Annotated in this window: 19 protein-coding genes and 2 tRNA genes; 7 read left to right on the top strand and 14 right to left on the bottom strand. The window is 58.4% G+C overall.

Annotated features, from left to right (window positions below; genetic code table 11):
* Positions 1–10: 10 nt before the first annotated feature.
* Complete coding sequence (locus TRM7615_RS14435; RefSeq protein WP_108788743.1) at positions 11–1,468, bottom strand: DNA cytosine methyltransferase; 1,458 nt, start codon at positions 1,466–1,468, stop codon at positions 11–13.
* A gap of 169 nt (positions 1,469–1,637) precedes the next feature.
* On the opposite strand from TRM7615_RS14435, the gene TRM7615_RS14430 reads away from it, so the two are divergent.
* The gene (locus TRM7615_RS14430; RefSeq protein ID WP_108788741.1) at positions 1,638–2,354 is read left to right on the top strand and encodes an HhH-GPD family protein; all 717 of its coding nucleotides are present in this window, start codon (positions 1,638–1,640) and stop codon (positions 2,352–2,354) included.
* Positions 2,355–2,450: 96 nt separating this feature from the next.
* On the opposite strand, the gene TRM7615_RS14425 is transcribed toward TRM7615_RS14430, so the two are convergent.
* The 4 genes from TRM7615_RS14425 to TRM7615_RS14410 form a co-directional block, all read right to left on the bottom strand.
* Positions 2,451–3,146, bottom strand: a complete 696-nt coding sequence (locus TRM7615_RS14425) for a hypothetical protein (RefSeq protein WP_108788738.1) — start codon at positions 3,144–3,146, stop codon at positions 2,451–2,453.
* Positions 3,147–3,292: 146 nt separating this feature from the next.
* Positions 3,293–5,683: a site-specific integrase gene (locus tag TRM7615_RS14420; RefSeq protein ID WP_125133691.1), complete on the bottom strand. Its 2,391-nt coding sequence runs from the start codon at positions 5,681–5,683 to the stop codon at positions 3,293–3,295.
* Positions 5,684–5,803: 120 nt separating this feature from the next.
* A tRNA-Asn gene (locus TRM7615_RS14415) sits at positions 5,804–5,878 on the bottom strand.
* Between the two features lie 93 nt (positions 5,879–5,971).
* Entirely contained in the window at positions 5,972–6,883 is a 912-nt protein-coding gene (locus tag TRM7615_RS14410; protein WP_108789098.1) for an MBL fold metallo-hydrolase, read from the bottom strand.
* A 44-nt stretch (positions 6,884–6,927) separates the two neighbouring features.
* On the opposite strand from TRM7615_RS14410, the gene TRM7615_RS14405 reads away from it, so the two are divergent.
* Complete coding sequence (locus TRM7615_RS14405) at positions 6,928–8,247, top strand: ATP-binding protein (RefSeq protein WP_108788734.1); 1,320 nt, start codon at positions 6,928–6,930, stop codon at positions 8,245–8,247.
* A 94-nt stretch (positions 8,248–8,341) separates the two neighbouring features.
* Here the strand turns inward: TRM7615_RS14405 and TRM7615_RS14400 are convergent, their stop codons facing one another.
* The 4 genes from TRM7615_RS14400 to TRM7615_RS14385 all read right to left on the bottom strand — a co-directional run bounded on the left by TRM7615_RS14400 (position 8,342) and on the right by TRM7615_RS14385 (position 13,334).
* Entirely contained in the window at positions 8,342–9,373 is a 1,032-nt protein-coding gene (locus TRM7615_RS14400; protein ID WP_108788732.1) for an HNH endonuclease family protein, read from the bottom strand.
* Positions 9,373–11,688, bottom strand: a complete 2,316-nt coding sequence (locus TRM7615_RS25340) for an AAA family ATPase (RefSeq protein WP_125133690.1) — start codon at positions 11,686–11,688, stop codon at positions 9,373–9,375. The genes TRM7615_RS14400 and TRM7615_RS25340 overlap by 1 nt, the downstream gene beginning before the upstream one ends.
* A gap of 15 nt (positions 11,689–11,703) precedes the next feature.
* Positions 11,704–13,152, bottom strand: coding sequence for a hypothetical protein (locus TRM7615_RS14390; RefSeq protein WP_165821442.1), 1,449 nt, complete (start codon positions 13,150–13,152; stop codon positions 11,704–11,706).
* Positions 13,153–13,260: 108 nt separating this feature from the next.
* A tRNA-Ile gene (locus tag TRM7615_RS14385) sits at positions 13,261–13,334 on the bottom strand.
* Between the two features lie 186 nt (positions 13,335–13,520).
* Here TRM7615_RS14385 and purM point away from each other — a divergent pair.
* From purM to rnd, 3 genes are all read left to right on the top strand, one after another.
* Entirely contained in the window at positions 13,521–14,567 is a 1,047-nt protein-coding gene (purM, locus tag TRM7615_RS14380) for a phosphoribosylformylglycinamidine cyclo-ligase (RefSeq protein WP_108788728.1), read from the top strand.
* The gene (gene purN, locus TRM7615_RS14375; protein ID WP_108788726.1) at positions 14,564–15,160 is read left to right on the top strand and encodes a phosphoribosylglycinamide formyltransferase; all 597 of its coding nucleotides are present in this window, start codon (positions 14,564–14,566) and stop codon (positions 15,158–15,160) included. Before purM ends, purN begins: the two co-directional genes overlap by 4 nt.
* Before the next feature lie 123 nt (positions 15,161–15,283).
* Positions 15,284–16,444, top strand: coding sequence for a ribonuclease D (gene rnd / locus TRM7615_RS14370; RefSeq protein ID WP_108788724.1), 1,161 nt, complete (start codon positions 15,284–15,286; stop codon positions 16,442–16,444).
* Positions 16,445–16,459: 15 nt separating this feature from the next.
* Here rnd and TRM7615_RS14365 read toward each other — a convergent pair whose 3' ends face one another.
* Positions 16,460–16,984: a hypothetical protein gene (locus tag TRM7615_RS14365; protein WP_108789094.1), complete on the bottom strand. Its 525-nt coding sequence runs from the start codon at positions 16,982–16,984 to the stop codon at positions 16,460–16,462.
* Between the two features lie 149 nt (positions 16,985–17,133).
* Between TRM7615_RS14365 and TRM7615_RS14360 the strand changes: the two genes are divergently transcribed.
* Positions 17,134–17,544 (top strand): SufE family protein, encoded by a 411-nt coding sequence (locus TRM7615_RS14360; protein WP_108788722.1) that lies wholly within the window; start codon positions 17,134–17,136, stop codon positions 17,542–17,544.
* Here the strand turns inward: TRM7615_RS14360 and TRM7615_RS14355 are convergent.
* Positions 17,541–18,257 carry a DUF1638 domain-containing protein gene (locus tag TRM7615_RS14355; protein WP_108788720.1) on the bottom strand — a complete coding sequence of 239 codons (717 nt, stop codon included), beginning with the start codon at positions 18,255–18,257 and terminating at the stop codon, positions 17,541–17,543. The genes TRM7615_RS14360 and TRM7615_RS14355 overlap by 4 nt on opposite strands.
* A 4-nt stretch (positions 18,258–18,261) precedes the next feature.
* Positions 18,262–18,960, bottom strand: a complete 699-nt coding sequence (locus tag TRM7615_RS14350; RefSeq protein WP_108788718.1) for a cobalamin B12-binding domain-containing protein — start codon at positions 18,958–18,960, stop codon at positions 18,262–18,264.
* A gap of 356 nt (positions 18,961–19,316) precedes the next feature.
* Between TRM7615_RS14350 and TRM7615_RS14345 the strand changes: the two genes are divergently transcribed.
* A complete protein-coding gene (locus TRM7615_RS14345; protein WP_108789092.1) occupies positions 19,317–20,405 on the top strand; it encodes a PA0069 family radical SAM protein in 1,089 nt (362 codons plus the stop codon).
* A 7-nt stretch (positions 20,406–20,412) separates the two neighbouring features.
* Here TRM7615_RS14345 and TRM7615_RS14340 read toward each other — a convergent pair whose 3' ends face one another.
* A complete protein-coding gene (locus tag TRM7615_RS14340; protein WP_108788716.1) occupies positions 20,413–21,630 on the bottom strand; it encodes a calcium-binding protein in 1,218 nt (405 codons plus the stop codon).
* Between the two features lie 495 nt (positions 21,631–22,125).
* Positions 22,126–23,421 (bottom strand): citrate synthase, encoded by a 1,296-nt coding sequence (gene gltA / locus TRM7615_RS14335; RefSeq protein ID WP_108788714.1) that lies wholly within the window; start codon positions 23,419–23,421, stop codon positions 22,126–22,128.
* Between the last annotated feature and the right edge of the window lie 96 nt (positions 23,422–23,517).

Raw genomic sequence — 23,517 nt, 5'->3', positions numbered from 1 at the left:
GATACTCGCTTCACGCACTTTGGGCGAGTTGATTGTCCTGTTCCGTGTTGCATTGGTTTTGGCTCAGGATCGCCCGAAGGTGGTTGCCAATTGCCTTTGCGAGGAGTGGAGGTACGGCGTTTCCAACCTGCGTGTATTGAGGAACCTCGAATTTTCGCCGAGGACCGCCAGTCGTTTCTTTTGATCGGAACTCGAAAGTATCCGGAAATGACTGGAACCTGGCCAGTTCTCGCACGGTCAAAGTACGAGCTTCGAAGGGATGTACGAAGTCATCTGGAAGGCTAACAACTGTCGGGGCTGGCTGTTTTGGGTTCAGGGCTCTTTGGCTGTGCTTCTTGGTTCCGAGGCGAAGGCTGTCTTCAATCAGCTTTCGCGCGGTCTTCTTATCAAACCCAAACTTTTCTTGGGCTTGTGAAATTTTCAACGTTACGAATTCCCGTTTCTGCGTAGCGCTCATCTCGGTGTCAGCTGACACCGTCAAAATCAGGGGGTCGATCTTGTATTCCGAGAACTGGTGGTAGAGGCGAAAGCGATCCTGAACCCTTTCCCCGTGCTTTCGCCTAACGTGATTACGAAGCACCTTGGCCGTCGCGCCCGCGAGGGCTTGGGATGCAGGGACCAAAACTCGCCCATTCAAATCCTTGACATACGGGGAGACAAATGCGGAGTTCGTGTTCTTGTGAAACGCCAGATCAGAAATCGCGTCCCACGAGGGTATAAGCTCTGTTCCTTCGGGCAAGCCATGCGTTGCCCATGGAGCTAAGGTTGGTCGCATATCTTCGCCGCTGGCGGGGTCCAAGTCACGATGTGAGTCCCAGGCTTCGGCAGTGAAGACCATGTTGTCGGTAGCGAGATCCGCTCTCAAGCCAACCAAGAATACTCGAGGCCGGTTTTGAGCGACACCGAAGTGCTTCGCGTTAAGTGCCATCGGCTGTACTTTGTAACCGCGGCCAGTTTCCTCGAGGGCGCGTTGCAATTCTTCAAATGGAGAAGCCTTCCCGTGTTTTCGAAAGGCCTGCCGCATTCCCGCGACGTTTTCCATGACGACCGTCTTTGGTTGTACACGTTCAACGAATTCGAGGAATTGCCAGGGAAGGTCATTCCGTTTGTCAGAGGGATCTCTTCGCCCAGCAAGTGAGAATCCTTGGCAGGGTGGACCACCAGCAACAAGGTCTATTTCCTTTTCACGAAGGCTTTCGAAGATCCTATCGCTGTCTAAAACTTTCTGGAGTTCGCCTACAACTAAACCCCTGACGAATTGGTCGTCGATAGAATCTGATACGTATCCCGGCCATTCGTCTTCTGTTTCCAATCGCTTTACGAGATTGTGAAAAAACGTTTCCGCGGCCATTTCGGATTTTTCCACGGCGAGCACGTGCGAGAAGCCCGCTTGCTTTAAGCCAAGAGATAGACCGCCGCATCCAGCAAAAAGATCTACGCTCCGCAACTTCTCGGGCGTCTTGTTCATTCAAATTTCTCCAAGCAAGACGTCCTACGCCAGTAAGCAGGCAATACTCGAACGCCAGTGTTAAGCCAAGGTGTCAAGGACATTTTCTGGCGAATGGCATTCATCCTGGAGGCCGCTGATCGGCGAGGTTACCTCGACTACGCTACGTCATGACGGCTAAGGTATCGCTATGGCCAAGAAGAGTGGAAACAGGCGCGACCAGCTCACAACTGGGCAAAAGAGAAAAATATCGCGACTTCGAAAGGACCTCGTGCGCTGGTACCAGGTTCACGGTCGCGATCTTCCTTGGCGTCGAGATGCGGCAAAAGAATATGAGAAAATTTGTGTCGAGGTTCTCCTGCAGAGAACGCGCGCCGAGGTTGTAGCAACGATTTATACCAGCTTTTTTCAACGCTACCCCACGTGGAATTCCCTTGCGGGAAGTGAGATTTCAGAACTCGAAGAAGTCCTTCGACCGCTGGGTCTCTGGCGACGCCGGGCCCAATCAATTAAGTCGTTGGCTACCTATGCTGCTGAACACGACGGGGTGTTTCCTTCGGTCGAGAGTGAGCTTCGGGGTGTTCCCGCGGTTGGCCAATACGTGGGAAACGCAATTCTAATGTTCCAGCATGGACAAGCCCGTCCTCTTGTTGACGTCAACATGGCGCGCGTCTTGGAACGGTTTGTTCGGCCGCGGCGATTGGCGGACATTCGTCACGATCCTTGGCTCCAGGCCGCCGGTCAGTGGTTGGTCCAAGCCGGTGACCCGTGCGAAGTAAACTGGGCAGTCCTTGATTTCGCGGCCCTCGTGTGCCGCGCACGACAGCCAACTTGCCTTGAGTGTCCGGTGAAAGCACGCTGTAAACAAGGTGCAGGGGTAATATCCGGACGAGTTGGTGAAACCTGATAGAACCCTTGTCGAAACGAAAATGGCGCCGGAGATCCGAAATTCCCGGCGCCTTGTTCATGTTCTCGAAGTGCTTGGCCGCAGCCAGGGCGGAGGTTACATCGATGAAACTCCAACTTCCTTGAACGGTAAGCCCGTTGGACACCCGGCAGAGTCTCCATTTCCGTCCTGAGGGGGCAGATTTTTTCGTCTCTCCAACTCGTGAACCAAGGCTTCAAAATTTCGTACGTCGAAAACCAACCTGCCGACGGTGCGGAGGTCTGGAATTTCCGGAGACTCGTCCAGTTTAGTGGCGTCGAGCAGAAACAAGCTGGTCATTGTTCCAATGGCTGATTTCAAAAAGTTGTCCTTTTCTGACTGAAGAGCCTCGATCCTCCAAGCTACATTCTGCTCACGCCGAAGATGTTTGAGAGCAAAATCGTCGCCGCTAAGCTTTTCCAGGAGACTGATGTTGGCCACGAGTTCACCTCGTTGAACTTCTGGCAGTTGTAGTTGTTCTGCCGATGATCTCATGAACAGAAATATCTCCGGCAAAACCGCTTCACACTGACCGATAAAATTTTGAAGTCGAAGCAATTCGTCAAAGAAGTTGTTGTCTTCGAACAGAGGGAGCTTCAACGTCTGGAAGTCAGCGAGTGGCCTTTTGAAGCACCTGGTGACCGAGAGCGTCATTTCCCCACCCTTGTAGTAGAGCGCCAGCTTCAAGCGCACACCGTCGTCTAACATGACTTCGGCAAAGATATTCTTGAGTTTGCAGTCACTCGCGTCTGCACGGATTTTCATTTCGTTCATTTTGATCTCCTGGATTGAGGTTTGACCAGGCAAAGGCCTGAGTGTTGCGTGGTGAGAGATCACCCGCACGTCGGTAGGTTTGTGGTTGTCGTGTGTTTGAGTGGTGAGGCTTGGGGTGCCCTGCCCGAAACAGGGCCACCCAAAGGTCAGATGGCCCGAAGACCGAGTTCCTGGGCCCGTTTCTGGGTCCCGGATTTCGCACCCTTGCGGATCGGGCTCTGGATGGCCGCAGCGTTGAAACGGATCCGGGAAACGGTCTCGTGGAGGGTCGCCAGGGAAATCCCGTTCTGGGCGTAGGAGCGTTCGCCTTCGTCGAGCGGCTCGTGACCCATGAGCTTGCGCCGGATGTAACCAGGTGTGCTGAGATCCATCAGGTCGTGGTGAAAGGTTGTCCGCGTGGCGTGCAGGTCCAGACCGTGCCAGTAGACATCGTGAGCCTGCCGGTAGCGCGTGAACTCCTTGGTGAAGATCTCGGTGAAAGTTTCCTTGGTCTGACCGCGCCGGAGGTTGCTGAAGAGGCGACGTTTGCCCTGCTTGCGGCGCAATTCGACGAGATCTATCAACCCGAGTTCGATCAGGGCCGGGTGGACCGGGAGGACGCGCTCGCCAGCTTCCGATTTGACGGAATTCCCCGGGCCGTTGTGGATGCGCATGTAGTGGATCCCGTTCTTCTCCCCGAAATCATCAGGGCCGAGCTGCAGGCCTTCTTCGCCGCGCAGCCCTTGGAGAAACCCGAGCAGGGGAGACCAGAACAGGGGATCTCCCTCGTCGCGGGTGTCTCCATGGAAAACGGGAGTGTCAAAGAGCTTTTCGGCCCTATCATCCCAGCTCTGCCGGGCCATTTTTGCTTCACCAGCCTTGTAGCTCTTTTCCTCTGCGTTGGTGAACGTGCAGCTTGAAAACGGGTTTTCCTGGACGATGCCCAGCCCGATCAACATCTTGGCAACCCTGTTTATCGCCCGAACATGTTTGAAGAAGGTTTCACCCCGCAAGGGAGGAATAGCTTTTTTCCGCCGGGCCGCCTCGACCGCGGCCTGATCGGTCACGCCCTTTCGTTTCAAGTCCAGCTCGGCGTCATTCATATTCTTTTGCTCGATGAACGGGACACGCTCTACGAGGTCGCGGTAACCACCTGATGGAGAAAGCTCCTTGGATTTGCCATGGAGCTTGGGAATGCCCTGGATCACCGTGATGCAATCTACCACGTCGTCTTTGCGCGCCTTGCAAAAGCGTTTGTTTGCCTGGAGATCGACCCAGATCTTTTTCCCGGTTCGCATGCCCGGCAAGGTGGACTTGGTCCATCTTTTTCCGGCATCCGGGTTGCGCTTTTGGAACTTCTCCCACTCTTCGCCATAACCTTGGGACTTGAGATCAAAGTAGGCGTCGAATGCCTCGGAGATGGTGATGTTGGAACCCTTCTTCAGGGCGGCAATGGTCTCGGATTTGCAGTTTTTCAGGACAACGCGCTCGGCAGCTACGGCAAGGGGATCGTTTTCTTCGGGCTTGGCCTTGGTTTCGAGTTTCGGCGTGCCAGGTGGCGATGGCTTCGCGACCACAGCCTCGGGCTCTGCGGCCGGTTCCTGCTTCGGCTCCGGGACGTGGTGTTCGGACGTGGCTGCACGGAAGAAGGAGGACGCGCCTTGCCAGAGTGCGCTTGGGGATAGGGTCATATGTGGATCCTGTACTGTGGATGGGGTTGGTGTCATCGCTATGCCACCCACCGACGCCATGCCCAGGGAACAGTGCATGGTTTCAACAGGTTGCGGCGCGATGGCCTGGGTGAAAAACGGGCTTGGTCCGTTGAACAGGCCTCGCTCCCTGCGTTCCCGCTCTTCGCTGAGATTGAGAAGAACCCGCGTGGCCTCGTAGGCCAGGAGTTTCCAATCCTCTCCATCCTCGGGCAGCTCGATGCCGAGTTGCTCCGCGACATGCTGCAAGGGCAGGCGCGCCACCTCCCGATTTCTCAGGAGGAGCGCTTCCCTGAGCGTATTCTGGATCGCGCGCTCCCGGCGAAGGACGAAGTCCGCCGCTTCGGGGGTGCGTTGATCCTCCAATGCCCGGATGCGATCGGTCGCTTCGATTTCGAAGCGGGCGAGCGTCGTCAGGATGTCGGAGACTTGTGAAGCCGTCAGGGTCATGTCGATCGATGCGTAGTGAAAAGCGAGGGATGCGAGGGAGGTAAGGCGCTCGGCCAATTCCCGGGCGGCGGCATAGCCATGGGTTTTCAGGGAAAGCAAAAGAAATTTGCGATTGGCCGATTTCCTTAGGTTTGAATCCTCTGAAAAAGGGCCGAAATTGAGTATTTCCCGCAGATTTCCAGCCTCTTGCGGCACATCTGATGCTTTTTGGCGACAGCTGCGAAACAGGATTTTCGTCGAATCGGAGAGGCATTTCTGCTGGGATTCGGACACGGATTCGGCGCGGTGCGCGGGGATGGATTCTGCCTCGCGGCAGGTCAGACTCCGCGGCAGGCGGCGGCGCCAGACGTAACCGGATTTCCGGTATTCGAGGTGGGGGATTCTTCGACTCCGAGGCATGGTGTGACTCCCTTTGTGCCAGCATGTGCCACGCGGAGTGCCATTCGATGTGCCCGAAACGAGAAAAGCGACCCGGGTTGGGTCGCTTTTTTATTTGAAATCAAGCCCTTGCGGGTGATTTGGCTCCGGCGGTAGGGATCGAACCTACGACCAATTGATTAACAGTCAACTGCTCTACCGCTGAGCTACGCCGGAACGGTTCGCGCCGTATAGCAATGGGACTTTCGACCGTCCAGAAAATTTTCACCGAATTCGAGAACTTTTTTTACGCACCCTTGGAAAGGCTCATCAGAGCTTTGAAAACTCGGCTGTGGCCGCTAGCTGGCCCGCTGGTTTCACCCGGGATTTTCCGAACAGATCCACCAAATGGGCAAAGACGTTCCGCTCGGCCGCGGGCAGCAAGGCGGGCGGCGTTTCCGTGTAGATGTGTTCTGCCAACCCGCGTGCCGTGGCAGGCCCTTGGTCGAGTGCGGTCAGGATTTGCGCCTCGCGCATCAGGCGGTGCTCGATCAGCCAGTCCAAACGTCCCGCAGGATCGTCGATGGGGGCGCCGTGGCCGGGGTGGAACACCGACCAGGAGCGGGCGCGCAGGCGGGTGCAGGCGTTCATGAAGTCGGTCAGGTCCCCGTCTGGGGGCGAGACCAGTGAACTGGCCCATCCCATCACGTGATCGGCGGTAAAGCAGGCGTCCCCGAGGGCCAGAGCGATGTGATTGCCCAAGTGGCCCGGCGTGTGGATCACCTCAAGTTCCCAGCCGTCACCTTCGATCACCTCGCCATCTGCAACGGTGACGTCAGGGTGGAACCCTTTATCGATCCCTTCGCCGCCGCCAGCCAGCCCGGCTTGTGCCAGTTCGGACATGACTGCACTGCGCCCGTCCTCGGCCCCGCCAAAAGCCCAGATCCTGGCACCGGTGCGTGCAGCCAAAGGGGCGGCGAGGGGGGAATGATCGACGTGGGTGTGGGTCACGATGATGTGGCTGATGCTCTGGCCCGGTTCCAGCGCGGCCAAGGTCGCTTCGAGGTGTTCTTGCGAGGTCGGGCCGGGGTCGATCACCGCCAGCTCTCGATCCCCGATGAGGTAGGTGTTGGTACCACGATAAGTCATCGGCGAGGGGTTCGGCGCCAGAATGCGGCGGACGCCGGGGGCCAGTTGTATCGGCTGACCAACGGGGGGATCAAAATCGTCTGGTGCTTGAATCATCTGGTCTTTCTCTTGGCTTGGCTGCCCGCTAGGCTTAGCGCATGTCTTTCGGTTGGCTCAAACACTATATGCCGCGCAGCCTGTATGGCCGGGCTGCGCTGATCCTGGTTCTGCCGGTTGTTGTGCTGCAGTTGGTGGTTTCGGTCGCGTTCATCCAGCGCAACCTGGAGGACGTGACCAAGCAGATGACGCTGACCATCGTGCGAGAGATCGAGATGATCGGGGATCAGGCCGCGCGCGCCGAAACCCAAAACGAGATGCTAAGCGCGATGCGCCCGTTTTTGGCAGCGTTGCACATGCAGGTTCGGTTCCTCAATGACGAGGCAGCACCCGACAGGGATACGCGCCGTTGGTACGACTATACCGGGCGGATCGTGACGCAGACGTTTCATACCCGGCTAGAAGGGACACTGGCTGTTGCGCTCAGTAACAGCCGGTTGGCGCAGGTCTACATCGACAGCGATCTGGGGCCGGTCGAAGTGTCGTTCGACCGCCGTCGCTTGTCCCCCGCAGCGCCGCATCAGTTGATCGTCACGATGGTGTTCTTCGGAGTTTTGATGACGACGATATCGTTCCTTTACATGCGAAACCAACTACGTCCGATCACGCGGTTGGCCAATGCAGCCCAGGCATTTGGCCGGGGGCGAAACGTGCCTTATTGGCCTTCGGGCGCGATCGAGGTTCGTGCTGCCGGCAGTGCGTTTCTGGACATGCGTGCCCGAATCGAGCGGCAGATCGAGCAACGCACGATGATGCTTTCCGGTGTCAGCCATGATCTGCGCACGCCATTGACCCGGCTCAAGCTGGGGTTGTCGATGCTGGACGAGGACGATGCAGAATTGCTGCTCAAGGATGTGGATGAAATGCAGCAACTGCTGGACGCGTTCCTGGAGTTCTCACGGGGCACGACCGAGGCGACGCCCGAATTGATCGATCCGTCTGATCTGATCCGCAGGATCGTTGAGGATGCGAAACGGGCCGGACGCGATGTTTCACTAGGTGAATGCCAAGTAGAAGGCGAGATCCTGTTGCGACCACTGGCGATGCGGCGTGCTGTCGAGAACTTGATTGGCAACGCCGTCCGCTATGGCACGCGGGCGCGGGTCAGCGTCGTGATGACCCCGAAATCTCTCAGGCTCAGGGTCGAAGATGACGGGCCGGGCATCCCGGTCGAGATGCAGTATGAGGCGATCAAACCCTTTTCGCGCCTGGATCCCGCCCGCAATCAGAACCAGGGCTCGGGCGTCGGGTTGGGCCTCGCGATTGTGGCAGACATCGCGCGCGCGCATGGCGGCACGTTGCGTTTGGGCCAAAGCGAGGACCTCGGCGGTCTTTGCGCCGACATCGTGATCGGACGCTGATGCCACCGTGGCAGGAATGCGTGACTTGTCTGGCGCAGGCAAGTGCAGGCTGTCCACATGTGCTGACGTTTGCGCCTGCGCTTTCAAGCACTGCTTAGCCTGCCAACTCGCTCTTGAATGTCGCGCGCCAGGCTTGGACCATGCTGGCATAAGGCGCGTCGTCCCGGGCCATGACCGCAATTTCCTCGGTGATCTGATCGGCCAAGGCACGAATCTTTTGCGTGCTTTTGGCGAGCAGGGTGGAAATATGCGCCTCAGTTGTTGTGGCCTCTTCAATTTCGTCGGCTAGGGCGTGCAATTGGACGATGACGGATTTCAGGAACTCCAGCCGCCGCAACAGTTCGGTTCTTGCCTGTACCAGATTCAGGCGATTGAGGCCGTAGACATGGATCGATACCGCGCCCTTCAGGCTCAGGTCGTCGTCGCCGCGATATATATCCCCTTCGCCGTCAGCCAGTTTTGCGGGCAGCATAAAGGACACCGGCGCAGGGCGCGCGCCATCCACGCCGTCCGTGACCGAGGTGAAATGATGCGTCAGATGCGCCGCGGGCCGGTCGTTGCAGGGGTTCAGTAACAGCGGTTCTTCCTTCAGCAACCCCGGGCTGGACAGGGCGATCAGGTTGTCCTTGGCCCCGGTCGGAGCGTCAAAGATCCGCTCGCCGGTTTCTGTGATCGGAAAGCTGTCCTTTTTGCCCGAGGCCAGCACTTTGGATTGGCTGAACTCCGGTGTTCCGTTTTGGATCAGCGCCACTTGGCGCACGTCCCCCACAGGGGTGATCTGCTTGCGCTTGCGGTTACAGTCGATGCAGGACGGCAGCAGGTTGTCCCACTTCATCGCCAGCCACCAGTAGCCATCATGGTCGTCATCCTCGGATACCGCGCCCTTGGGACGGTAGTGTTCGACATCCATCGGCTGGGAGGCGGAATAAAAGGTCTCGCAATAGGCGCATTTGCCGTGGAACATGTCCTGCAAGAGCTGTTTGATCTCGGGCCGCTTGTAGGTCTTGAAGGTAAAGCTCTTGGTCTTGGTCGGGTCATTTCGATGGGCCAGGACGTCGTCAAATTCATCCTTTGCGCGGCCTTCAAAATCCTCAGGCACCTCATCGCTGCGTTGAACGAATCGCATCACACCCCCTCAAGCGCTGCAAGGATGCGCTTCTTGGTCTCGTCACGCAGATCACGCAACCGGTTCTGTGTGACCGTTCGCCGCCGGGCCAGGAATTCGGCGATGGCCTGTTGCACAAGGCGGTGCACTTCGGTGTCGCCGATGGGGAGGGCGGCGCTCATCTCGGACAGATAGTCACGCACTGCCTGATCGTCCTCGGGGCGCACCCCTCGGGCCAGCTTGTCCTCGACCTCGGCCTGCGCCTTGCGGGCCTCGCCGCTTTCGGTGGACTGCAATTGAAAAAAGTCTGCCGTCAGAAGCTGCTGAATGGTCCAATCCTTGTTGTCCGGCAGGTTCACCAATGTTTGCGTGTGCACCGGCAACCCCTGTTCGCTGACCTCGCGTACCCGTTCCAGCACCAGAACCTCGTCCTTGCCCATACCACGCAGGCAGAGCGGATCGTGCGAGGTGGCGATGAAGCAGACACCGGGCAGGGCGCTGCGCAACCCGGACATGATCGACACCTTCCAACGCGGGTGCAGATGCGCCTCGATCTCGTCGATCAGCACCAGCCCGCGCGCGGTGTCCAGCGTCTGAAACGACGGGTTGATCTTCTTGTTCATCAGTCCGTGCATCACATCGCAGAGCATCGCCAGCACCGACCGGAACCCCGATGACACCAAGGACAAGGGTGTTCGGGTCTTGGGTCCATCGGGCTGCGAGCCGATGGCGCCCACGATATAGACCTCCTTTTCGTCGCGTTCGAGCACGTCGAACCCGCCCTCGATACTGAACACATCGCGCAGCGCGCGCGCGACCATTTCGAAATCATCGTTGCTCAGCCGCACCAGCCATTTTTCCGGGTTCGACAACAGTTCGTCCGGCTCAAACAAGGAACGCACATGGCGATGACGTACATGGCGCCGCTCCGAGGTTAGATATTGCCTGAACGCCCCATAGGCAAAGACGGGCAGGGCGTTCTTGATCCCATCGTCCCGGAACCCGGCAAGCGTGTTGTCTTGCGCGCGACGAATGGTCAGGGTCTTGTCGTCCGTATCCCCATAAGAAACGAGAACCTGCGCCAGTTCCAATGGATCGGCGTCGCCACCCAGATACTTGGGGTCCAGAACCATCTTGTTCGGGTCCAACCCCCGCAAGGCCCGCCGTGTGCCCGGATCCATGAGGGCCAGGGCCATCGCTTCGAGGATCGTGCTCTTGCCGGCGGCATTTTCGCCCAGGATCAACAGGGACGGGGCCGCGCGCGGCTTGTCTTTGGGGGGATCTGGCAGGGACACTTCGATCTTTTCCAGGGATTTGTAGTTGTGGATCTCAACCTTGCTGGGCAAGTCATAGGTTCGGTCCCGGATGCCCATGCCTGCGCGCAATTGCTCTTCGGGGTTGATCGCATCATCCACGTACCACTGGTGTTCCGCTGCCGACAGCTGCCCGATCGCATCGTTGAACCTGTCCATGGCGTCTGGCAGATCCTTGAGGCGGTTCAACTCACGCCCAAGGTTGTCGGACGGGCGGGCGCGGCCAAGGGCATTGCCCAGAAGTTCACGCAGGGCGATCCGCCAACCGCCGAAATGCGGTAGTCGGCCGGGGTCCAGCAACGCCGTTGGTGCCGTGGCGTTGGCGTTCGTCAGGTATTCCTTGACGCGTTCGGTGCCCCATTCGAATGTTGCCTCTCTCGCGGCCTGCAAGTCAGCGCGGTTCAGGTCGAAGTGTTCGATCGTTTCGCGACCGCGCCGGTCGCGGCCATCCAGCAGTCCGTGGGGGAACAATCTGAAATGCCGCCACAGCTTGCGGTCATAGCAGGGATCGACCAGCACCGGGTTTTCATCCAGTGGAAAGCTGGGCCAACGGCCATCGTCTCGCTCGGCAAAGGCCACCAGATCCTCGTGCTGGGGCAACGGAGCGCGCCGGTTCGATGTTACCGGAAAGTGAAACGGGTCTTTGGGGCGGCAATTCTCACAAATCGGGTAAAGGTTCTGCCATGCTTCGGCCAGCCACGCGTAATAGAGGTGAGCAGAACTGGTATCCATTACTGGCGTGGCGCTTGAAGAAGGGCGGAAACGATGCACGCTTAGCCCGGCGGAGAGTTCGCTTTCACAGAATGCACAACACCCTTCGAAGAGAGAGTGAAGAGCTTCGGCGACTTCCAGTTGCGAGCTGTCCTTTGTGTAGGAAAACTCGACGGGTTCAAAGCTGCGGGTTTGGCTCAGGCTCTTTTCGTCCATCCCGAAATAGTCGACCAGCATGAACCGGTTGTTGCGGGCCTCTTCCATTGCGAACCATTTGGGTGGGGCCACTCGATCTCGTTCGACAAAGCGCATGTTTCACCTTTTGGGTCAGGGTTGCAGGATCGCCAGTGCGCGGCGCAGCTCGGCGATGTGATGGGGCACGTCGGGGTGACCCGTGTCGCTGCCCTTTTTCGGGTTCCAATAGTTGTTGTGCGAAAAGAAGGTGCGGTGGTGTTTGTCCGCTTTTTTGCCGTCCTTGGTCAGTGCAGGCAAAACGCCGATGTCGCGAATGCCGCTGACAACGGTGCCATCAACATCAGCGCCAAAGGCTTGGCCGACGGGGCCTGAAATCAAATCGCCTGTCAGCAAAAGCAGCTCGTCCGAATAGAGGTTGGTCCAGCGCGTGTAGGCAAACAGCGCCGCGTGATGCGGTTGTCGTGGATGTGCCGGGGTGCGCTTTGAGGTGTAGTCAGGGTCGTATGAAACGTGTCGCAGTTTGGTTGTTCCGTCATGTTCGGGCATCGGCGGGCAGGTCGGCATGAGGCGATGCGCCTGCCGTTTGCGCAGATCCGCGTGGCTTTCGGACATCAGGAACTCGGCGTGTGTCAGGGGCGACCCCAGCGTGACGAAGTCTGAGATGATCCAAGAGCCACCTTGCGCCCGGAGCTCGGCCAATGCCTTTGCCTGTTGCACCTGATAGGCGTCGACGTCCATTGGGCGCCCTGAACCATCGGCTCCGGTCGACAGGGGCAGCCCAGCGGCATCGCGGATCATGTCTTCGAGCTTTTCGCGCTCGGGTTGGGCGCCCTTGGCGATGGTGCTCAGGGTCTCTAGCTCGTTGTGTTCGGCAAAGAGCATCGACAGAATGTCATAGGCCACAATCGTGCCCAGTGAATGCGCGACAACAACGATCCGGTCATATTCCCCGGACTTGATCAGCCGTTGCAGCAGGTCCACCCCGTTTTTGCGGATCTCTTGCCGTCGGTCCACGTTGGGAGGCAGCGCCTTGACATAGCGGGCCACGTCGCCGAACCGTTTGATCAGCACGTTCGACACAAAACTGGCCACGATCAGCCCGGCGATCCCGGACAGGATTGCCTGCGTGGCGGTGGGGGGCACGCCGTCCGACGGCAACATCCCCTTGAGCGTGAAATACACTGTGACCGCAGCAATGATCCAAAGAACCACCCAGGCATGAAAGACCCGCCTTGGCACCCGCTTAAGGGGGTTGCGGAGCAAAAGATCCATGATCCAGCTCTGAACATGTTCCCACGTCGTGCCATGCATCAGATGCGCCCAATAGTATTCATAAAAATCGGTATAGTTGCCCGCGTCATCCCGTTCGGTGGTGATCCTGCGCAGCTCGCTCGATGTGTTGCGGTTGTCCGGTTTGGCCCAGAATGCATTCTCGGATCGCGCAGCGCCCGTATTGGGGTCCGGTTTGCTTTGATTCACCAGTGATGTGTCCGTGGTCCAGACTGCATCGACAAAAGTGTTGAGGGTCTGCATGGGGATTTGTTCGCCCATGCCGTGTATTATGACAATCGCCTGCTTCATCTCAAATCGCCTTGCTGAAATGCCGCGATTATGGCCGATTTTGCCACAAATGTCATGGGTCAAAGGGCCCAGCGATGGCAAGGCAATGTGATGGAGAGGGGATTATCCTAGGGGATGAGGGACTTGAACCCCCAGCCAAAGCGTTATGAGCGCTCTGCTCTAACCAATTGAGCTAATCCCCCAGGAACAGGCGGTGGTTACAACAAAGTCTTTGCGCCGCCAAGGTTTATCGCGGCGCCATCGGCAAAAATTTTCCGCCCTCCGTGGTTGCGGAAAACCGGCTATTTCCCCCCGGGGTCACCCCTGACCGTTGCATGCAAGGCCACAATCGACTAACCCGCGCGCAAGCAACTCACGAGGATGGACCGATGACAGCGGGCAAGAACGGGATGACCTATGCCGAGGCAGGCGTGGATATTGATGCAGGCAACGCGCTGGTCGACCGGATCAAGCCCGCCGCCAAACGTACCAATCGTTCGGGCGTGATGAGCGGTTTGGGCGGTTTTGGCGCCCTGTTCGATCTCAAGGATGCAGGCTATAGCGACCCGATCCTGGTGGGGGCAACTGACGGTGTTGGCACCAAGCTGCGGATTGCCATCGACACCGGCGTGGTGGACGGTGTGGGCATTGACCTGGTGGCCATGTGCGTCAATGACCTGGTCTGCCAAGGCGCCGAGCCTCTGTTTTTCCTAGATTATTTCGCCACCGGCAAGCTGGAAACCGAAACCGCTGCCCGCATCATCGAAGGCATTGCCGAGGGCTGCGTGCGTTCGAACTGTGCGCTGATCGGGGGCGAAACAGCTGAGATGCCTGGCATGTACCCCGAAGGTGATTTTGACCTCGCTGGATTTTCGGTCGGCGCGATGGAACGCGGCGCGACGTTGCCTGCTGGTGTCGCCGAGGGCGACGTGCTGCTGGGGCTGGCGTCCGATGGCGTGCACTCCAACGGCTATTCGCTGGTGCGCAAGCTGGTCGAGGTTTCGGGCCTGACATGGGATTCGGACTGCCCCTTTGGCGAAGGCACCGTGGGTGAGGTTCTGCTGACCCCCACGCGGCTCTATGTGAAATCCGTGCTGGACGCGATCCGCGCAGGCGGTGTTCACGCGCTGGCCCATATCACCGGCGGTGGTCTGACCGAAAACCTGCCGCGTGTTCTGCCTGACGACATGGGTGCCGAGATCGACCTGAACGCCTGGGACCTGCCGCCCGTGTTCAAATGGATGGCCGAGACCGGCGGTATCGTTGAGAGCGAGATGCTCAAGACCTTCAACTGCGGCATTGGCATGATCGTTGTCTGCGATGCAGAGCAGGCTGATGCGCTGACCGCATTGCTGGGTGAGGCGGGCGAGAGCGTCTCGCGCCTGGGCACCGTCACGGGCACTCCGGGCGTGGCCTATTCGGGCCAGTTGCTGTGAGCCACAAACGCGTCGCGATCCTGATCTCGGGTGGGGGCTCCAACATGGTGGCCCTGCTCGACAGTATGGTGGGTGACCACCCGGCGCGGCCTTGCCTGGTGCTGTCCAATGACGAGCACGCCGGTGGTTTGAAAAAGGCGGCCGAGCGTGGCGTTGCAACGGCTTGGGTCGACCATCGCCCGTTCAAGGGCAATCGGACCGCGTTTGAGGCCGAACTGATCAAACCCATTCTTGAGGCCAAGCCGGACATTGTTTGCCTGGCAGGGTTCATGCGGGTGCTGACCGGGGACTTCGTCTCGCACTTCCAAGGCCGGATGCTGAACATCCACCCCTCACTTTTGCCGAAATACAAAGGCCTCAACACCCATGCCCGCGCCCTGGAAGCGGGAGATGCCGAGCACGGATGCAGTGTGCATGAGGTGACGGCGGCATTGGATGATGGCCCAATCCTGGGTCAGGCGCGGGTGCCAGTTCTGGATGAAGACACGCCAGAGACGCTGGCTGCTCGGGTTCTGACGCAAGAACACCTCCTTTACCCGGCGGTTTTGCGCCGTTTTGCTGAAAAAAACAGCACTCCGGTTCACTTGGGGTGAGATTTTCACCAATCTCGGGTCAGCGGATTTACACAGTCTTGTGAATAGTCATAAGATTGTAACAATGACCCTGAAACGCCGGGGTGAAGGCGTAGAAACAAGAAGAAAAAACATACTGGCCGGATGAAAACCCTAACAACGACGCAAGACCTTGCCGACTTTTGTACGGCGGCAGCACAGCACCCCTATGTCACTGTAGATACCGAGTTCCTGCGGGAGCGGACGTATTATTCCAAGTTATGCTTGGTACAACTGGCATATCCGGGCGAGGGCGATGAGAATGCCGTTCTGGTGGATCCGCTGGCCGAAGGGATGTCGCTGGAACCGCTGCACGAACTGTTTCGCAACACGGATGTGGTCAAGGTGTTCCATGCCGCGCGTCAGGATCTGGAAATCTTCTGGATCGACGCGCAAGTGTTTCCCGAACCGCTGTTTGACACGCAGGTCGCCGCCATGGTTTGCGGCTTTGGTGAACAGGTGGGCTACGAGACGCTGGTGCGCAAGATCTGCAAGCAGGGGCTCGACAAGACATCGCGCTTTACCGATTGGTCGCGCCGCCCGCTGAGCAAGGCGCAGCAGACCTATGCCTTGGCCGACGTCACCCATCTGCGCAAGATCTACGAATATCTTGCGGCCGAGCTGGAAAAGTCGGGCCGCAGCCGTTGGGTCACCGAAGAGCTCACCATCCTGACATCTCCGGCGACCTATGATATCCGCCCCCAAGATGCCTGGAAGCGCGTGAAGACACGCACGACGTCGGGCAAGTTTCTGGCCGTCGTCCGGGAACTGGCGCAATTCCGCGAGGAATATGCCCAGGCCAACAACGTCCCACGCAACCGGGTGTTCAAGGACGACGCGCTGGTTGAACTGGCGTCGACCAAACCACGCAGCGGCTCGGACCTTGGCAATTCGCGCCTTTTGCTGCGCGAGGCGCGCAAGGGCGCGATTTCCGAAGGGATCCTGGCGGCGGTGAAACGCGGTGTCGATTGCCCGCCTGAAGACCACCCCAAGATCGACAAAAGCCGTGACAAGATGCAGGTTAACCCGGCGTTGGCCGACTTGCTGCGGGTGCTCTTGAAATCCAAGACAGAAAGCGCAGGCGTCGCAGCCAAGCTTATCGCCCCCAGTTCGGATCTGGATGCGATTGCGGCCGGCATGCGCGATGTGCCCGCGCTCAGCGGGTGGCGGTATGAGGTCTTTGGCGAGGATGCGATGCGCCTGTGCGAAGGCGAGATAGCGCTCACGGCCAAAGGTCAGGCCGTGAAAGTTGTTTCACTGGGCTAAACGGGTCCGGCGTGGTTAGCCGCGCCGCCGTGACTCACGTACGTTTTCCTGACCGATCACACGGATCACACGCACGTTCTGCAGGTCCTGTCGCGACAGGCTGATGGCTTGACGGATGGTGCGTGTGCGTTCCGAACCTTGCGGTGTTGCGTTCTCGGGGTAGGTCACAAAGAAAGTGTAGGTCAAAACACCTTTTTCCGCATCTTCTTCGGACGGGGTCAGACGCAGCTCGGCGTTAAAGGCCCCTTGGCGATTTGCCACGCCAACAACTTGGATGATTGCACCGCTGTTGGTGGGGTCGATTTGCAACTCGGTCACCTTGGTGATCGCGACACCGCGATCTTCTTCTTCAGGACGCGCAAAGATGCCGCGGCGGGACTCGGGGACCAGCGGGTTGGTGTTGACCGTCTCTGTGGTTTCGACCGGGGTCGAGGTGCTGCCGCCAAACCAGTTGGTCGGATTGACACGCGAGTTGCGCCAGCTGTTGCATGCCGACAGGGTCAGCCCCGCGATCAATAGAACTGCGAGAGGTTTGTTCATCATACCGGCCCCGTACTGACGTCTTTGTTGCAAGTCTTTTCGTATCCTTCGGTTACCGCATCTGGAACCGCTTGAAAAGCCATGGCAGGTCTGGACAGAGACCACAGGGCGGCTTAGGTCACAGCTGGACAGATGGAAGGATACGGAACATGGCCACGGCGGCGTTCGAAGAGTTGGTGGAAGATTTTGAATTCCTGGACGACTGGGAAGACCGCTATCGCCATGTGATCGAACAGGGCAAGGCTATGGAGCCTCTGGACGAGGCGTTCAAGGTGCCCGCCACCAAGGTGCACGGATGCGCCAGCCAGGTCTGGTTGCAACCCAGCATCGAAAATGGCGTGTTCCAGTTTGACGGTGACAGCGATGCGCTGATTGTGCGTGGCCTGATCGCAGTTCTGCGCGCCCTGTACAACGGTGTGCCGGTGTCTCAGGTCGGGCAGGTGGACGCACGGGCCGAGTTGGAGCGCCTGGGTTTGAACGAACATCTGTCGGCGCAGCGGTCAAACGGGGTTCGGTCAATGATCGAGCGGATCAACGAGGTAGCGCTGGCCGCGGCTTAAGTCGGGGGGCGTTTGGCCCAGGCCGACATGGTGGTCTCCAGATCGCCATAGCCGGTAAAGCGTCGCTCGAATTCCAGTCCCATGCGTTCTGCAATCTCACGGGCGCGTTCGGTCAGCGTGGGATCGTCGATCTGTGCCTGGTAGACGACTTTGGTATAATTGCCGAAATACATTTCCAGCAACTCGGGGTGGCGATCCAAGCCCATGGGTTTCCAGATAAAGGCATCAAACTGCCGGGCCAGGAAATCCGTCAGGTAAAAGGCCGTAGTCTCATCCTCTTTGCGGGCGTCGAATGCATCGTTGCCTTCGAAGAAGGAATAACAGTGGGGGCCTTTGACCATCTCGACGCCCAAACGCTCGCAAGCCGCCTGTAGATGTCCACCGGTGCCACAGTCGGCGTAGACCACAAAGATCTGGTCATACACCTTGCGGTGACGGGTCACGGCGTCTTCGACCGCGTCAGTGATGCGTTCGGGGTGAACGTGCAGGATTGCGGGCAAACAAGTCAGGTCCATATGGTCCCAGCCGTTGCGTTCTTTCACCGCAAGGATTTCGCGCGCCAAGGCGCCGCAGGCGATCAACAGGATGCGATCGGTCTTGCGCTCGGGCGGGGCCAGCCCCTTGTCTGTCAGGCTTTGGTCCTGCAACGAGCGACCCGTTGCACGCAAAACGGCCCGCCTTTCAGGGCGAGCCGTTCTGCTGCGTCTGACCATCGGCTCAGGCGCTGAGTTGGTTGTGCTTGCGACCGACGAAATCCTTGGCGGTTTCCACGGCAACAGCAGCGTCGCGGCAATAGGCGTCTGCGCCGATCGCCTTGCCGAACTCTTCGTTCAGCGGCGCACCGCCGACCAGAACGATGTAATCGTCGCGAATGCCCTGTTCGACCATCGTGTCGATCACGACCTTCATGTACGGCATGGTGGTGGTCAGCAGAGCGGACATGCCAAGAATGTCGGGCTCTTCGTTTTCCAGCGCTTCCAGGTAGTTTTCCACCGGGTTGTTGATGCCCAGATCGACCACCTCGAAACCGGCGCCTTCCATCATCATCGAGACAAGGTTCTTGCCGATGTCGTGGATGTCGCCCTTGACGGTGCCGATAACCATCTTGCCAACGCGCGGCGCACCGGTTTCGGCCAGCAGCGGTTTCAGGATGTGCATGCCACCCTTCATCGCGTTGGCAGCCAGCAGAACCTCGGGAACAAAGAGGATACCGTCGCGGAAGTCGGCGCCCACGATGGTCATGCCACCAACCAGGGCCTTGGTCAGGATGTCATAGGGCATCCATTTGCGCTCGAGAAGAATGTTGACGCCTTCTTCGATCTCTTCTTTGAGACCGTCGTAGAGGTCGTCGAACATCTGTTGGACCAGTTCTTCGTCGTCGAGTTCCGACAGGATGATGTCTTCTTCTTCCGACATGGTGCGATTCCTTAAGCTGTGCGGGGCGCGCCCCGACTGATGGCCGTTTTTTCTGTTTTTGCCGTTTGGCCGCGTTTCGACTGCGTCAGTTGCGACACAGACGGTTCTGCAACCGACCTATAGGGGTGAATTTGAGCGATTGATAATGAGAAATTCGCAGAATGATCTTTGAAATGATGCATGTCCGGGCGCTTGGAACCGCTTTTGCATACACCAAATCCGCGAATCTGTTGTTTCCGGCTCCATGTACGCGGGATCGTGAAATACCCAAGGAATCAGCAGGTTATTGCTGCGGCGCAGAATGCCTGTTAGAATTGTGGGTTGTGAATGTTCGCATTTTGTTCCAATTTGGTGCGATGAAACGTTTGGACACAGAAAAGCTGATAGGTCGACAAGTGCGCGGGCGCGGCGTGGCGTCGAATGCGGCGGGTCGATACGAAGCAACAACCCGTGCGGGTTTCGACGACGGCTGGGCCACGGACGATGGTTTGCCGCCGCTGCGCACCGAGGTGTCAGAGGAAGTGGCGCGGAGCCTGATCACATACAACCGATCCCCGGATCTGCCATTCGACCGCTCGATCAACCCCTACAGGGGGTGCGAGCATGGATGCAGCTACTGTTTTGCCCGTCCAACGCATGCCTATCTGGGACTGTCGCCTGGGTTGGACTTTGAAACAAAGCTGATCGCGCGCCCCAATGCGGCCGAAGTTTTGCGCAAGGAACTGAGTGCGCGTCGATATAAGGTCGCTCCGATCGCGATCGGAACCAACACAGATCCCTATCAACCGATTGAGCGGGACAGGGGGATCGTGCGTGAATGCCTGCAGGTGTTGGCCGAGTTCAACCATCCTGTTGCCATCGTCACAAAGGGAACACTGATCGAGCGGGACATCGATGTTCTGGCACCAATGGCCGCACGTGGGCTTGTGCGTGTTGGCATATCGCTTACCACTTTGGACCCGGGGCTGTCTCGGCGGATGGAGCCGCGTGCACCCGGACCGATCCAGCGTTTGCGGGTCATTCGGGCGTTGACCGGGGCAGGGGTGCCAGTGCGGGTCATGACCTCACCTTTGGTGCCGGGCCTAACCGATCACGAGCTCGAGGCACTGCTGGCGGCCGGCAACGACGCTGGCGCCGATGCCGCAAGCTGGATCATGTTGCGCCTGCCACGTGAGGTGTCGGCCTTGTGGCAGGAGTGGTTGGCCGAACACGAACCCACCCGGTTCGATCGCGTCATGGCGCGCTTGCGCGAGATGCACGGCGGGCGGGACTACGATCCGCGATGGGGGCACCGGATGCGGGGCGAAGGGCATTACGCCGAGATCGTTGCGCAGCGCTTTGAGAGTGCCACCCGACGGTTGGGACTGGCTAGCAAAACAGCCCCTCTCAGGACCGATCTGTTTGCCGTTCCTAAACAATCGGGCGACCAGCTTTCGCTGTTCTGACGCATGATCAGACGGCGAATGCGCTGTCCGATCCGCGTTCAATCAAGACCACGTTGCTGGCCGACAAAGACGATGCGGTCACCATTGCAACAGCTGCGCCATCCGCCAGGATGGTGTGCGTGCCATCGCCGTTGTCCGTCACGCTGATCATGGGCTCGGTCTCTCCTTCGTCGTAGACGTAGACGATTGAATCTTCTGTCTCGTCATAGTCGAGAATTTGCGCAAGATCTGCCAGTGCGCCATCGAGAAGCACAAAATCGTCCTGACCACTTCCACCGGTGCCGGAGTCGTTGTCACCGAGATAGAGGTCATCATTACCTGCACCGCCATTCAGCACATCGGCAACACCGTCGTCGTTCACAGCGAGCGCTACACCAGCCGGCAAGACAATCGGGTCGCCAGCCTGCAATGTGGCGCGGGTTGCGATCAATTCATCCAGGGTCAGGCTGCGCGATATGTAGTCGCCCGAGAACAACAGATCGTCGCCAGAATCGCCTGCGAGCGTATCAGAGCCGTCACCGCCCAGCAGGGTGTCGTTGCCTCCGCTGCCTTCGATGTCGTCATTTCCCGCATTCCCTTCGATCCAGACCGTGCTGTTCGGATCATCAAAAGAAAACGGCAGAACATCGTCGTTGCCCTCACCAGCCTGCACCAGGTCAATTCCGCCTGCGTGCCGCAGAAGGTCGTCCCCAGCTCCACCTGAGGTGATATCGTCCCCCGCTTGGCCGAAGACCGTATCGTCGCCCGCGCCCGCGAGGATGATGTCATCCCCTTCGCCGTCATCCAGAGAGTCATCTCCTTCTCCGCCGTCCAAGCTGTCATTTCCAGCGGCGCCCGACAGGCTGTCATCACCCAAAGCACCTGACAGCGTGTCATCGCCGTCCATGCCGTTCAGGGTGTCATTGCCGTCGCCGCCCAAAAGGCTGTCATTGCCGTCGTTTCCCAACAGCTCATCATTGCCGGTGCCGCCATCGATGGTGTCGTCGCCTCCGGCGCCATCGACCGTGTCATCTCCACCCGCTGCGTTGATGCTGTCGTTTCCAACAAAGGCCAAGATGGATTGAGACTCGTCCGTTCCCTGCAGCGGATCATCCGGAGGGGTCGGCTCATCCGGATCCCCTGTTACCGCATCGACAGTCTCGTTCTGGCCGTCTTCACGACCCCATTCGTAGACGCCATAGATTGCCAGGGCACCCAGAAGGCCCATCAGATAAATCGGCAGCATAATCACTTCCCCCAAAGTAAAAAACTTAATAAAAACATATATCAAAGCGTAAATGCGTCAATGTTTGTATATTTCGTCGTTTCCTGTCGGAAGACAAAGAAGATGCAAGGGATACACGCAAAGGGTGAACTCAAGCGAGGGAAGTCGGGGCTGACTGGGGATGACGGTTCCCACGTCGAGAACCGATCAGATTGAGCGCCGTTGATCGGCTGTGATTTCAGAATTCAGCGACAAACGGACAGAGCGGCGGTTCTTCAGGCTCACCTACCGACAACTATCGATTTTGTGCCAGACATGGTGAAGTTGCTTTGGGCACAATTCAATCCACACGCATAGGTGGATTCATCTGGCGATCTATGACACGAAGTAACAGATACAAACACGTCGATTGTCACCGAAACGAGAACAGTAGGTGGCAAAAAAGTCGAAGGCGGAAAAGAAAAACCCGGCCTTTTGCAAGGCCGGGTCCGCGTTCTTGTGAAATAGGGCCGCCGATCAGCGTTTTTCGATGTCGACGTAGTCGCGTTCGGTCGAACCCAGATACAGCTGACGCGGGCGACCGATTTTGTTCTGTGGATCGCCGATCATCTCTTTCCACTGCGAAATCCAGCCCACGGTGCGCGACAGCGCAAAGATCGGGGTGAACATCGAGGTCGGGAAACCCATCGCCTCGAGGATGATGCCCGAGTAGAAGTCGACATTCGGGAACAGTTTCTTGTCAGCGAAGTAGGGGTCGTTCAGCGCGACTTGCTCCAGCTCTTTGGCAACTTGCAGCAGCGGGTTGTTTTCTACACCCAGCAGATCCAGAACCTCGTCCGCCGACTGTTTCATCACGGTCGCACGCGGGTCGAAGTTCTTGTAGACGCGGTGACCAAAGCCCATCAGGCGGAACGGATCGTTCTTGTCCTTGGCGCGGGCGATGAACTCGGGGATGCGATCCGGGGTCCCGATTTCCTTGAGCATCTCCAGGCACGCCTGGTTGGCGCCGCCGTGGGCAGGGCCCCAGAGGCAGGCAATACCGGCCGCGATGCAGGCAAACGGATTGGCACCCGAGGACGATGCCAGACGCACGGTCGAGGTCGAGGCGTTCTGCTCGTGGTCCGCATGCAGGGTAAAGATGCGGTCCATCGCGCGGCTCAGGATCGGGTTCACCTCATAGTCTTCGGCCGGCACGGCAAAACACATGCGCAAGAAGTTCGAGGCATAATCCAGATCGTTGCGCGGATAGATGAACGGCTGACCGATCGAATATTTGTACGCCATGGCCGCAATGGTCGGCATCTTGGCGATCAAGCGATGCGAAGCGATCTCGCGCTGGCGCGGGTCGGCGATGTCGGTCGAATCGTGATAGAACGCTGACATGGCGCCAACCACGCCCACCATGATGGCCATAGGATGCGCATCGCGGCGGAACCCGCGGAAGAAGTTGTGCATCTGTTCATGCAGCATCGTGTGGCGCGTGATGGTGCTTTCGAATTTTTCAAGTTCTGCAGCGGCAGGCAGTTCACCATAGAGCAGCAGGTAACACACTTCGAGGAAGTGCGATTTGCCAGCCAGCTGATCAATCGGATAGCCGCGGTGCAACAGTTCACCTTTTTCACCGTCGATATAGGTGATGGTGCTGTCGCAGCTTGCGGTTGAGGTGAAGCCGGGGTCATAGGTGAACACACCCGCAGTGCCATAAAGCTTGCGAATGTCGATGACGTCCGGACCGGTGGTCGGAGAAAAAATGGGCAGCTCGTAGGATTCGCCATTCAGGCTGAGGGTGGCTGATTTCTTGCTCTCGGTCATAGATGTCCCTTCCTCTGTACTTGCACAACGTGCGCCAATGGGCAAATCCCGGCGCCACAGTCGTGCGGGCAGCGCCTGCGCGGCTGTCGCGCAGGT

It is taken from the genome of Falsiruegeria mediterranea M17 (assembly GCF_900302455.1).
GTDB lineage: Bacteria > Pseudomonadota > Alphaproteobacteria > Rhodobacterales > Rhodobacteraceae > Falsiruegeria > Falsiruegeria mediterranea.
Note: the sequence above shows the minus strand (reverse complement) of the source record. Positions and strands in the feature narration are given on the sequence as shown.

What these genes read in the sequence shown, in the direction of transcription:
- TRM7615_RS14435 (WP_108788743.1), bottom strand. Translation starts at nt 1,468, where the DNA reads ATGAACAAGACGCCCGAGAAGTTGCGGAGCGTAGATCTTTTTGCTGGA.
- TRM7615_RS14355 (WP_108788720.1), bottom strand. Translation starts at nt 18,257, where the DNA reads ATGGTCAGACGCAGCAGAACGGCTCGCCCTGAAAGGCGGGCCGTTTTG.
- TRM7615_RS14405 (WP_108788734.1), top strand. Translation starts at nt 6,928, where the DNA reads ATGTCTTTCGGTTGGCTCAAACACTATATGCCGCGCAGCCTGTATGGC.
- TRM7615_RS14400 (WP_108788732.1), bottom strand. Translation starts at nt 9,373, where the DNA reads ATGCGATTCGTTCAACGCAGCGATGAGGTGCCTGAGGATTTTGAAGGC.
- TRM7615_RS14350 (WP_108788718.1), bottom strand. Translation starts at nt 18,960, where the DNA reads ATGTCGGAAGAAGAAGACATCATCCTGTCGGAACTCGACGACGAAGAA.
- TRM7615_RS14360 (WP_108788722.1), top strand. Translation starts at nt 17,134, where the DNA reads ATGGCCACGGCGGCGTTCGAAGAGTTGGTGGAAGATTTTGAATTCCTG.
- purM (WP_108788728.1), top strand. Translation starts at nt 13,521, where the DNA reads ATGACAGCGGGCAAGAACGGGATGACCTATGCCGAGGCAGGCGTGGAT.
- TRM7615_RS14420 (WP_125133691.1), bottom strand. Translation starts at nt 5,683, where the DNA reads ATGCCTCGGAGTCGAAGAATCCCCCACCTCGAATACCGGAAATCCGGT.
- TRM7615_RS14340 (WP_108788716.1), bottom strand. Translation starts at nt 21,630, where the DNA reads ATGCTGCCGATTTATCTGATGGGCCTTCTGGGTGCCCTGGCAATCTAT.
- rnd (WP_108788724.1), top strand. Translation starts at nt 15,284, where the DNA reads ATGAAAACCCTAACAACGACGCAAGACCTTGCCGACTTTTGTACGGCG.
- gltA (WP_108788714.1), bottom strand. Translation starts at nt 23,421, where the DNA reads ATGACCGAGAGCAAGAAATCAGCCACCCTCAGCCTGAATGGCGAATCC.
- TRM7615_RS14390 (WP_165821442.1), bottom strand. Translation starts at nt 13,152, where the DNA reads ATGAAGCAGGCGATTGTCATAATACACGGCATGGGCGAACAAATCCCC.
- TRM7615_RS25340 (WP_125133690.1), bottom strand. Translation starts at nt 11,688, where the DNA reads ATGCGCTTTGTCGAACGAGATCGAGTGGCCCCACCCAAATGGTTCGCA.
- TRM7615_RS14425 (WP_108788738.1), bottom strand. Translation starts at nt 3,146, where the DNA reads ATGAACGAAATGAAAATCCGTGCAGACGCGAGTGACTGCAAACTCAAG.
- TRM7615_RS14430 (WP_108788741.1), top strand. Translation starts at nt 1,638, where the DNA reads ATGGCCAAGAAGAGTGGAAACAGGCGCGACCAGCTCACAACTGGGCAA.
- TRM7615_RS14365 (WP_108789094.1), bottom strand. Translation starts at nt 16,984, where the DNA reads ATGAACAAACCTCTCGCAGTTCTATTGATCGCGGGGCTGACCCTGTCG.
- TRM7615_RS14345 (WP_108789092.1), top strand. Translation starts at nt 19,317, where the DNA reads ATGAAACGTTTGGACACAGAAAAGCTGATAGGTCGACAAGTGCGCGGG.